Source organism: Streptomyces sp. NPDC057253 (assembly GCF_042669125.1).
Classification (GTDB): domain Bacteria; phylum Actinomycetota; class Actinomycetes; order Streptomycetales; family Streptomycetaceae; genus Streptomyces.
This window is the reverse complement of record NZ_JBHUXV010000149.1, coordinates 8,940-20,080: the sequence shown is the minus strand read 5'-3', so window position 1 is coordinate 20,080 and position 11,141 is coordinate 8,940. Positions and strand designations below refer to the sequence as shown.

Annotated in this window: 2 protein-coding genes and 1 pseudogene; 1 reads left to right on the top strand and 2 read right to left on the bottom strand. The window is 68.4% G+C overall.

Going from position 1 to position 11,141, the window contains the following annotated elements; translation table 11 throughout:
• Together ACFULQ_RS43050 and ACFULQ_RS43045 are read right to left on the bottom strand one after the other, a co-directional pair.
• The coding region (locus ACFULQ_RS43050; protein WP_383555523.1) for a two-component regulator propeller domain-containing protein at window positions 1–796 on the bottom strand (796 nt) is incomplete at its 3' end.
• 130 nt (window positions 797–926) lie between these two features.
• A pseudogene (locus ACFULQ_RS43045) lies at window positions 927–1,116 on the bottom strand (CorA family divalent cation transporter); the annotation flags it as partial.
• A gap of 1,353 nt (window positions 1,117–2,469) precedes the next feature.
• On the opposite strand from ACFULQ_RS43045, the gene ACFULQ_RS43040 reads away from it, so the two are divergent.
• The coding region (locus ACFULQ_RS43040) for a LamG-like jellyroll fold domain-containing protein (protein WP_383555520.1) at window positions 2,470–11,141 on the top strand (8,672 nt) is incomplete at its 3' end.

Genomic DNA, 11,141 nt, shown 5'->3' with positions numbered 1-11,141 from the left:
GGCTCCACACGCCCTCGGTGGTCGCCGCCCACACCTTGCCGCCGCCGAAGCGCAGCTCATGGATGGAGGTGGACTCCAGTTGGTCGCCGCCGACCCGGCTGCGGGTGGAGAAGGTGCCGTGGTGCGGATCGGACAGGACGTAGACGCCGCTGCCGAGGTAGGCGTCCGCGTTGGTGGTCGCCTCGCCGGTGCCCAGCCACAGCCGCCCGGCGCCGTCGAGCGCGAGCGCACCGGTGGACTGGGACGGCAGCCCGTCGCTGATCGGCTGCCAGTGCCCGCCGCCGCGCCCGGACCGCCAGACACCGCCACCCGCGCTGCCCGCGTACACGTATCCGTCGTCGTCGGCGGCGATCGCGGCCATCCGGCCGGTGACATTGCCGGAGCCGCCGCTGGAGTTGGAGTCGATGTCGCGGTAGCGGGGGTCGTCGGAGTTGTACGGCAGGTCGGTGATGTTGTGCCAAGTGCCGCCGGTGTTCGGAAGGTTGGCCAGACTGCTCCAGGCGGCGCCGTACGCGCCGGGGGTGACGACGCCGGGCGAGGTGCGGGCCTCGGCGTACTGGTCCGCCCCCTCGGCTATCTCGTCGGCCTCGTTGCCGTCGTCGTCGTCCTCGGCCACCTGGGGACTCAACGTGCCGACGGAGTCCTCACGCTGGGCGGCGAGCCGGTCGAGGGTGCGGGCCCCGAAGGGGGCGGTGCTCCTGCCGGACGCGGCGCCCGCGGGTGTCGCGACGAGTGCGGCGGATGCGGTGATGGCGCAGATCGCGAGCCATCGTCTCTTACGGGTGGGTGCTGACACCGGATCCTCCGGAAAAGGTGGTTGTACAGCCGTTGTCCAGAACCCGACCACCGGTGCCGGAAGGAGTCCGGCACTTGAGGATGCCTTGACCGGAACCTGCCACCCCATTGGAGCGCGTATGACCGGGCGCTCAGAGCCAGTCGCCTCGCTTGAAGATGACGTAGAGGCTCACGCACACCACCCCCATCAGGCCGATGGCGAAGGGGTATCCGAAGCTCCAGCTCAGTTCCGGCATGTGCTCGAAGTTCATGCCGTAGATCGTGCCGACGAGCGTCGGGGCGAACAGGATCCGCCCACGAGGAGATCTTCTTGAAGTTGTCTAGTCGGTGCCGCTGACCTGCGATGATGCGAAAGTCGCTGGCTCTGACCTGCGCGCACACGTCTTTCTGCGCCTTACAGCTCGTGCCCGGTTGTGCAGTCGATTCTCCCCACGCGCTCCCCAGCGGCGCTCATTCTCCCCACGGACAGTCGTCGTGCGACTCGCCCTGACTGTGATTTCGGCGTCTCGAGGCAACCGCTTATCGGTCACATGATGTGATCAATGACGGGGCGGGACGTCCGTGAGTGCGGGGAAGTCGTCCTCGGGTGACAGGCCGTCTTGCATCTTCCGCATGTGATCTCCTCCAGCAGTCGACGCGTGGAAGGAAGGTCGGGATGGCGGCAGCCGGGCGGTGGCCCTTCGGCTGGGCAGGTAGCCGGGAGGCGGGTCGAAGTCGTTGCAGCGGGCCAGGACCGCCTGGATTTCCGGCGCGAGGTCCAATTCGTTGAGCACCTCGGCGAGATACTTGACTGCGGCGAACGGCCCGTCCGGACTCGACCTGTCCACTGCTTTGAGGACCTCCGCCCGCCCGTGACGGTTCTTGTCTCGGCGGCAGGAAACGCCCGTTGATCATTCTTGTTGCCACGCACGCCCCTCGTGCAGCGGCTCGGGCGCTACCTGCCCCTCGCCGGCAACATGAGGCACAGTCAGGCCCACAATCGAAGGCACCTTCATGGCCGACCGCCGAACACCAGAGCCGGAAGCCGGGCGATGGGTGCCGCGGATCTGATGGAGGGCTGATCGACACCGGTCCCGGGGCACGGCACGAGTTTTTCTCGATCTCGCGGATCTGTCGGTGGATCCGATCTCCATCTGGCGGCCCACTTTATCCGTACACCAGTGCGACGTGGTCCCGGCACCTCCCACCCGACAACTACCGTGAAGGGCAGCGGCGCCGCCCCATGACTCAGCGCCGCACCGATCCCTGGCTTATGGCTTGCATGTCGGCGGAAGCGGTCGTGCGGGAATTAGGCGAAGACCTCGTCGTCCGCCACGGCCTGCAACCCCTCATCGTGCTCAATGGCGGCGGTTCCAGACGAATGCGTGGGCCAGACGGGGTGAACAGGTGCTGCGGAAACATCGCGTAGGTCTGCCAACTGCCGGTCATTGCACCGGATACCCATCGCCTGGGACGACTGACTTCTGGCTCTTCTTGAGGCCAAATGGGGCGACGTCTCAGGTGAACCGTAGGTCGACCTGAGGTGGACGGCAGGTCGCAAGCTGTGCGTTTCCCTTTGTTCCGGTGTGTGTTCTCCCTTCACTCCTTAAAGGATCTTGATGTCGCCTTCACTCGGCTCTTACAAATTGCAGCTGTAAGAACGTGTGATCGAAAAGTGGGGGACGGATGCGTCCGGTGGCGCGCTGGCGAGCGTGGATCGTCGTGATGTCGTTGCTGCTGGGCTTCTGGGCGCAGGAGGGCGGGGCTGCCTACGCGGCCACGGAGTCATCCGTGTCGATGGGCGCGGGGCTCGGTCACCTGTGGGACTGGCTGGCGGGCAAGGACGTCTCGGGCCCGGGCTCGAAGACCGGCTCGGCCTCCGACGTACGCACGGCGAAGTCCGCCGAGGGGCACCCCGCCGGGCGTGCGCCGGGCAAGGGCAAGGGGCAGCTCGACGCATGGCGGGCGCCCGGTGCCCAGACGACGAAGGAACGTTCCGCCCGTGCCGCTGTCGGCTTCGACGCGAGGACCAGCAAGCGGGTGGCAGCCAAGTCGGGTGCGAAGTTCGACTACTTCCAGAACTCCGATGGGTCTTTCACCCGCAAGATGTCCGAAAATCGAATCAACTACCAAGATAAGACTGGTACTTGGCAGTCCATCGACACGGACGTGACCCAGCGCGCGGACGGTCGCTGGCACGAGAGGGCCAACTCCCTCGGAGTGTCCTTCGCGCCCTCCACCGGTACGGAGAAGACCGGCGGATCCGTCGAACCGGCCGCCTTCACCTGGAAGACCACGGCCGCCGACGACACTCCGAGCCCCAGCCCGACCACCTCCGGCGCCTCCGCCCAGGGCGACCTCGCCACCCTGACCCTGTCCGACAGTGAGTCGGTGTCCTGGTCGCTGGCCGGCGCGAACGCCGTCACCGGCACCGCCTCGGGCTCCACCGTCACGTACGACGGCGTCCTGACCGACACCGACCTCGTGCTCGACCCCACCGCCGACGGGGTCAAGGAGTCCCTGGTCCTGAACTCGGCGGACGCGCCGACCAGTTGGGTCTTCCCGATGACTCTGAAGGGGCTGAGCCTGACCACCGCCACGGACGGCACGGTGGAACTCGTCGACGCCGACGGCACGGTGATGGCCACCCTCCCGCAGCCCTTCGCCCGCGACTCCTACGTCGATCCCGCGACCGGCGAGTCCCACGACAACTGGGCGATGACGTACAGCGTCACCGAGGTCGACGGCACCCCCGCCGTGAAGATGACCCTGGACCCGTCCTGGCTCGCCGGATCCGACATCGCCTTCCCGGTGACCGTGGACCCGACGATGACGGTGACCACCGCCGGGCAGACCCTGACGACGTACGTCTACTACCCGAACACCGCCGACTACTCGTCCGACACGATCCTGCGCGTGGGAACCCCGGACGGCGGCTCATACATCGGGCAGGCGTTCATGAAGTTTCTCGGGCTGCCGGACACCGACGGCTACCACATCACCGACGCCGACCTTCATTTGTTCAACGTGTGGGCGTACACATGCAGTTCGTCGACGTCGTACAACGTGTACCCGATCACCGAGCAGTGGTGGGTGACCGGCCAGAAGTCCTGGTCGGACCGGCCCGCCACGTCCTCCTCGATAGGCACCTGGTCGGGCACCGTCTCCGGCACGGTGTGCGGCAACACCTCGGTGTCCACCGGCACCGGCCAGTGGCAGACCACCGACCTGGACACGAGCTGGTTCCAAAAGATCGCCCTCGGCCAGACGGAGAACTACGGCCTGTCTGTGTTCTCCTCGGCGACCAGTTCGAACCAGTGGAAGAAGTTCGACTCGGACCAGGTCGACAGCCACTCGCCCTACATCACGGTGACGTACAGCAAGAACTCCGCACCGGACATCGAACACACCTATCCCAAGGCAAACTTCACCTCCCCCTCGCTGCGCCCGCAGCTCCAGGTCAAGGCGGTCGACCCAGACTCCTGGCCCACCACCCCGCTCAAGTACGACTTCGCGGTCTACTCCTCCTCCGGTACGCAGATCGACACCTCCGGCTGGCAGACCTCCACCAAGTGGACGGTGCCGTCAGGGGACTTGGACTGGTCGAAGTCGTACTACTGGACGGTCTCCGCGAACGACGGCTGGTCCACGACGACCAGCGCCACGCAGTCGCTGTCCACGCTGGTGGCGCAGCCGCTCATCGCCTCCCGTCTCGCGCAGAACGGCGGGCATGGCTACGACGAGGAGGCGGGCAACTTCACCACGGCCGCCACCGACGCCTCCGTCTCCACCGTCGGCCCGTCCCTGGACGTGACCCGCTCCTACAACTCCCTGGACACCAGCACCGCCGGGGCGTTCGGCGCGGGCTGGTCGGCGCTCGCGGACATGCGCGCGGTCATGGACGACGACGGCTCCAAGAGCGTGGTCGTCACCGACGACGCCGGCAAGCGGCAGCGCTGGGGCTGGTCGACCTCCGGCTACACCCCGCCGATCGGCACCTACGGCACCTTCAAGGCGCTGTCCGCCGGGTACTCGCTGACCGAGACCTCGGGCACGACGTACACCTTCGGCACCTCGGGCGGCACCAACATCTGGCTGCTGTCGCAGATCAAGACGCACGCCGGGCTGACGGAGTCGCTGACCTACGACTCCTCGCACCGGCTGAGCACCGTCAAGAACGACGTCTCCGGACGCACCCTGTTCTTCACCTGGGCCAAGCCGTCGAGCGCCGCCCACTACCACGTCCAGACGGTCACCACGGACGCCGCCACCAGCGGCGACACCTCCACGGCGGCCCTGTGGAGCTACGGCTACACCGGCGACCGGCTCACTTCAGTGTGCCCGCCCTCCGCCACGAGCCCGGCGACCGCGTCGACCTCCTGCCACGCCTATACCTACGTCGACGGCTCCAACTACCCCTCCGCCGCCCTGGACGCCGATCCCAGCGGCTACTGGCGTCTCGACGAGGCGTCCGGCGCCACCACCGCGGCTTCCTCCGTGCTGGCCAACGAGCAGACGGACGCGGGCAGTTACAAGAACGCCACGCTCGGCTCCACGGCCGGTCCGCTCGCGGGCTCCTCGGCCTCCGCAACCACCTTCGCCGGCACCGGCTACGTCAAGGTCCCGGCCGGGCTGCTGCACGCCAGCACCACGAGGGCGGTCTCCCTGTGGTTCAGGACGGCCAAGAAGGGCGTGCTGATCGGCGACCAGTCCAAGGCGGTCGGCGGCACGGCGGCCTCCGGCACCTGGACGCCGGTGCTGTACGTGGGCTCGGACGGCAAGCTGCGCGGCCACTGGTGGAGCGTCAGCGGCTCCGGCAGCTCGGACTTCGGCTCGACGAGCACCGTCACGGACAACGCCTGGCACCACGCGGTGCTCAGCTCGGACGGCGCCACGCAGACCCTGTACCTGGACGGCGTCAAGCAGGACACCTTCTCGGGCACCCCGGACGACCAGGACAACGTCTACACCTACATCGGCGCCGGGTTCGCCACCTCCTGGCTCAACTCCCCGGGCGACGTCAGCTACTTCACCGGTTCCCTCGCCGACGTCTCCTTCTACAGCCACCCGATCACCGCCTCCCAGGTCGGCGACCTGTACGCGAGCGGCACCGCGAGCGCGGCCTTGCTGACCAAGGCGGCGAGCCCGACTGGTCGTACCGTCGCGGCGGTCTCGTACGACACCGCGGCCGACCGGCTGACCGACGTCACCGACGAGCACGGCGGCACCTGGCACCTCGGCACGCCGACGGTGGCCGGCTCCAGCGCCGTCTTCCGCGGCACGGTGCTCGGCGCCGACCCGGCCGGGTACTGGCAGCTCGGCGACGCCGACGACGGTGGCTCCGCGACCTACGCGGCCGACGAGGTCAACGGCGGCGACGGCACGTACAACAACGTCACCCTCGGCGTCAGCGGGCCATTCGGCGCGAAGGACAGCACCGCGAGCACCGCCGCCTCCTTCGACGGCACCGACTCCTACGTCTCCGTGCCGCCCGAACTGCTGCACTCCGGCACCAAGCGCTCGGTGGGCATCTGGTTCAAGACCTCCACCTCCGGTGTGCTGATCGGCGACCAGTCGGTGCCGATCGACGGGACCACAGCGGCCTCCGGCACCTGGACACCGGTCCTGTACGTCGGATCGGACGGCAAGCTGCACGGACACTGGTGGAGCGTGAGCGGCTCCGGCAGCTCCGACTTCGGCTCCACCGGGAAGGTCAACGACAACGCCTGGCACTACGCGGTCCTCAGCTGCGACGACGACAGCCAGGCGATGTTCCTCGACGGCACCAAGCAGGACACCTTCTCCGGCACCCCGAACGACCAGTCCAACGCCTACACCTACATCGGCGCGGGCTTCGCCAAGAGCTGGCTCGACTCCCCGGGCGAGGTCAGCTACTTCAAGGGCTCCCTCGCCGAAGTCGCCTTCTACGACCACAATCTGACGTCTGCCCAGGTCGCAGGCCAGTGGAACGCGTACAAGCAGTCCACGGGCACCATCGCAACCGAGTCCGTGGACGTGACGGACCCCGGGCAGAAGACCCTGACCAGCACCTACGACCTGTCCGACGGCGGCCGGATGCTGACCGACACGGACGGCACGGGCGCCACCACCTCCTACGGCTACGACACCTCCGGCTTCCTCTACACCACGACCGACGGCAACGGGGACGTGACCACCACCGGCCACAACTCCCGCGGAGACGTGGTCTCCCGCACCACCTGCCAGGACCAGTCGGCCTCCAAGTGCTCGACCTCGTACTTCACTTACTACCTGAACGCCGACTCCGACACGGACCCGCGCAACGACCAACTGCTCACCTCGTCGGACGGACGGTCGTCGAGTTCCACGGACACGACCTACCGGACAGTCAACACCTATGACACCAACGGCAATCAGCTGACATCGACGACCCCGGCGGTCACGGGCCACAGCGCCGGCCTGGCGACGAAGAAGACGTACACCACGTCCAGCACGGCCGGTTACGTCTCCGGCACCGTCGCCCCGGCCGGGCTGCTCGCGTCCACGACCACGCCCGGCGGCGCGGTGACGTCGTACCTCTACTACGCGAACGGCGATCTGGCACAGGCGACTTCACCGCTCGGTTTGATCACCCGCTTCACCTACGACTCCCTCGGCCGGGTGCTGACGAAGACCGAGATCTCGGACACCTACCCGGCGGGCCTGGTCACGCGCTACACCTACGACGCGCTCGGCAGGACCCTCACCGAGCTGGACCCCCGCACGACGAACGCAGTGAACCAGGCCGTCGTCCACACCGCCCTGACCACCAACTCCTATGACGCCGACGGCAACACGCTCAGCACGGCCGTCTCCGACACCACCGGCGGGGACACCAGCCGTACGACGTCCCGGACGTACGACGACTTCGGACAGCTGAAGACCGTCACCGATCCCGGGCAGTACACGACCTCGTACACCTACGACAGTTACGGCAACAAGATGGGGGAGACGGACCCCGACGGGCAGGTGTACGCGTACACGTACAACGCCGACGGCAGCCCGCTGACCACGACACTGACCAACTACACCGGCTCGGACGACAGCGCCGACGACCCGGCCGCCAAGCTGCTGGAGACGCGGACGTACGACGAGGGCGGGCGGCTCCACACGGTCACCGACGCGATCGGGGTGACCACCACCTACGCCTACTACGACAACGGCCTGATCGAGCAGTCGACCCGCACCGGCTCCTCCGGCACCGCCTACGTCGACGAGCAGGACACCTACGACGACGCGGGCAACCTCACGGCGCGGACCACCGCCAACGGCACTCTCACCACCACGTACACCGTGGACGCCGCCGACCGCACCACCGCCACCACGGCCGACCCGGGCACACTCGCCCAGAGCACCGCGTACACCTTCGACGCGGACTCCCACGTCCTGACCTCCGCGCAGACCGACGCGGCCGGGAACCCCGCCCAGAAGTGGACGTACACCTACGACGCGGCGGGCGACCCGCTCTCCGCCGCCCAGTACGTCGACAACTCCCTCACCCTCACCACGAAGGCGACCTACGACGACCGCGGCCTGAAGGTCACCTCGACCGACCCCCAGAACCAGGTCACTTCGTACGCCAACGACGAGGCAGGGCGCCTCACGTCGACCACGAGTCCGGCGATCACCGCGACCACACCCGGCACGGGCGCGACGGCCCAGGTCTACCCGGTCACCCTCAACGGCTACGACACCTTCGGCGACCGCACCGAGGCCGAGGACCCAGGCGGCCGCATCACCGCCACCGCCTACGACCGGGACGGCCGGAAGACCGGCACAACTCTGCCGTCGTACAACGGCACTTCGGCCACCACCGCCTGGACCTACGACGCCGAGGGCGATGTCCTGAGCGAGACCGACGCCAAGGGCGAGACCGACTACGCCTACGACCAGTTGGGCGACCTGGTCAAGCAGACCAACCCGGCGATCTCCGTCTCCGGCAACGCCACCCGCGGCACCGTCACCTCCTCCTACGACCTCGCGGGCAACCGCCTCACCGAGACCTCGCCGTACGGCGCCGTCACCCACCACACCTACGACGACCTCGGCCGTTCGAGCGGCACCTGGGCGTACGTGTACACCTCAGCCGGCGCCCAGACGAAGCAGGAGACCGACAGCACATACAACAGCGCCGGGCTGGTCGCGCAGACCGCCTCGGTCAGCGGGGTCACCGCGAAGTACACCTACGACGCTCTGGGCCGCACCCACACGGTGGCCGACACCACCGGCGACACCACCACGTACACCTACGACCTGCGCGGCGACGTCACCAAGACGCTGCTGCCGGACCAGACCGCGCAGACGGCCGGTTACGACGCGGCCGGCCGCCGGACCGCCACCGCGAACCTCGATTCCGCCGGCACCGTGCTGTCGTCCACCTCGGCGACGTACACGGACGACGGACTCCTCAAGACCGCCACCGACGCCCGTCACCACACGACGAATTACGCCTACGACGCCCTCGGCGACCTCACCCAGCAGACCGAGCCAGCCAGCGACACCGCCTCCATCACCACGAAGTTCGGCTACGACGCGGCCGGGCACCGGACCTCGTACACCGACGGCAACGGCGCCACCATGTACTACACCTACAACGCGCTCGGTCTGCCCGCGAGCAAGGAGGTCCCTGCCGTCGCCGGCCACACCTCCGACGCCGACCGGACCACCGGCTACACCTACGACGAGCGCGGCCGCCTGGTGACGCAGACCGACCCCGGCGGCGTCACGACGACCAACACCTACGACGCCCTCGACGACCTCACCGGACAGAGCGCCACGGGCGCCGACGCGCCCACCGCCACCCGCACCTTCCAGTACTCCCTCAACGGCGACCTGGTCGCCTCCGCGGTCGGCGACACCTGGGAGTACTACGACACCAACGCCCGCGGCGACATCCTCAATACGTCGGGCCAGGCGGGCAGTTCGTCCTTCACCTACAGCGCCGACGAGTCCCCGCTCACCCGTACCGACGCCTCCGGCACCAGCACCTATACCTACGACAGCGACGGCCGGCTCAGCACCGACACGGACGCGGCGACCGGCACGACACTGACGTACGGCTACAACAGCCTGTCGCAGACCAGGACCGTCACATACGGCGGTTCGGGCGATGTGCGCACCTTCGGCTACGACTCCCAGCATCGCGAGAAGACCGACACCCTGGCCACCGCCTCCGGCACGACCGTCGCCTCGGTCGGCTACGACTGGGACGACAACGGCAACCTGACCGGCAAGACCACGACCGGGGTGCAGGGTGCGTCCACCAACACGTACGCCTACGACTACGCGAACCGCCTCACCTCCTGGACCTCCGGCGCCACGACCACCGGATACACCTACGACGCCGACGGCAACCGGCTGACGGCAGGCTCGACGACGTACACGTACGACGCGCGGGACGAGTTGGTGTCGGACGGGACGCACAGCTACACCTACACGGCGCGGGGCACGCTCGCCGCGAAGGACGCGACGACGTACACGTTCGACGCCTACGGTCAGCGGATCACGGCCGGTTCGACGGCGTCCTCCTACGACGCGCTGGGGCGCGCCGTCACGATCGGCTCGACGCACCTCTCCTACTCAGGCGCCGGCAACGACGTCGCCTCCGACGGCACCTCGGCCTACAGCCGGGATCCCTCCGGTGCCCTCACCGGTGAGTCCTCGGCGAGCGGGGCCACCCTCGCGCTGACCGACCTGCACAGCGATCTCATCGGCCAGTTCACCGCGACCGGCACCGCGTTGACCGGTTCCGCGAGCTACGACCCGTGGGGCACGGCCATCGCCTCCACGCTCACCGGAAGCGTCGGCTACCAGAGCGGGTTCACGGACGCGGCGACCGGCGACGTGAACATGCACGCGCGGTGGTACACGCCGGGGACCGGGAGCTTCGACTCCGCGGACACGGTGCAGAACTCGGCGGTGGGGGAGAGCGCGGACGCCAACCCGTACGCGTACGCCGGCGACGATCCACTCACCAGGACCGACCCCAGCGGGCACTGCTTCTGGGACGCGTGCATCGGTGAGGCCGAGGGTGCCTACCTCCTGGGCTCGGCCCTGATCGGCGCCTGCATCGCGTACTGCTCCAGCCTGTCCCAGAGCATCTCCGACGGCTTGAGCTCGCTGTCCTCCTGGGGTTCGTCCAGTTCCTCGTCCCACAGCCACGCCTCCTCGTCCGCCGCGAGCCACTCCAGCGCCGCGACGAGCAGCTACGGGATGTGCGCCGAGGTCTGGTCGATGTCCTGCCAGCAGCGCTACAACCACAGCCGCTCCAGCGGCGGCAGCCGGTCCTCCGGGCGAGGTGGCGGAGGTGGGGGCGGCGGTGGCAGCGGCTACTGCGGCTACTGCGGTGG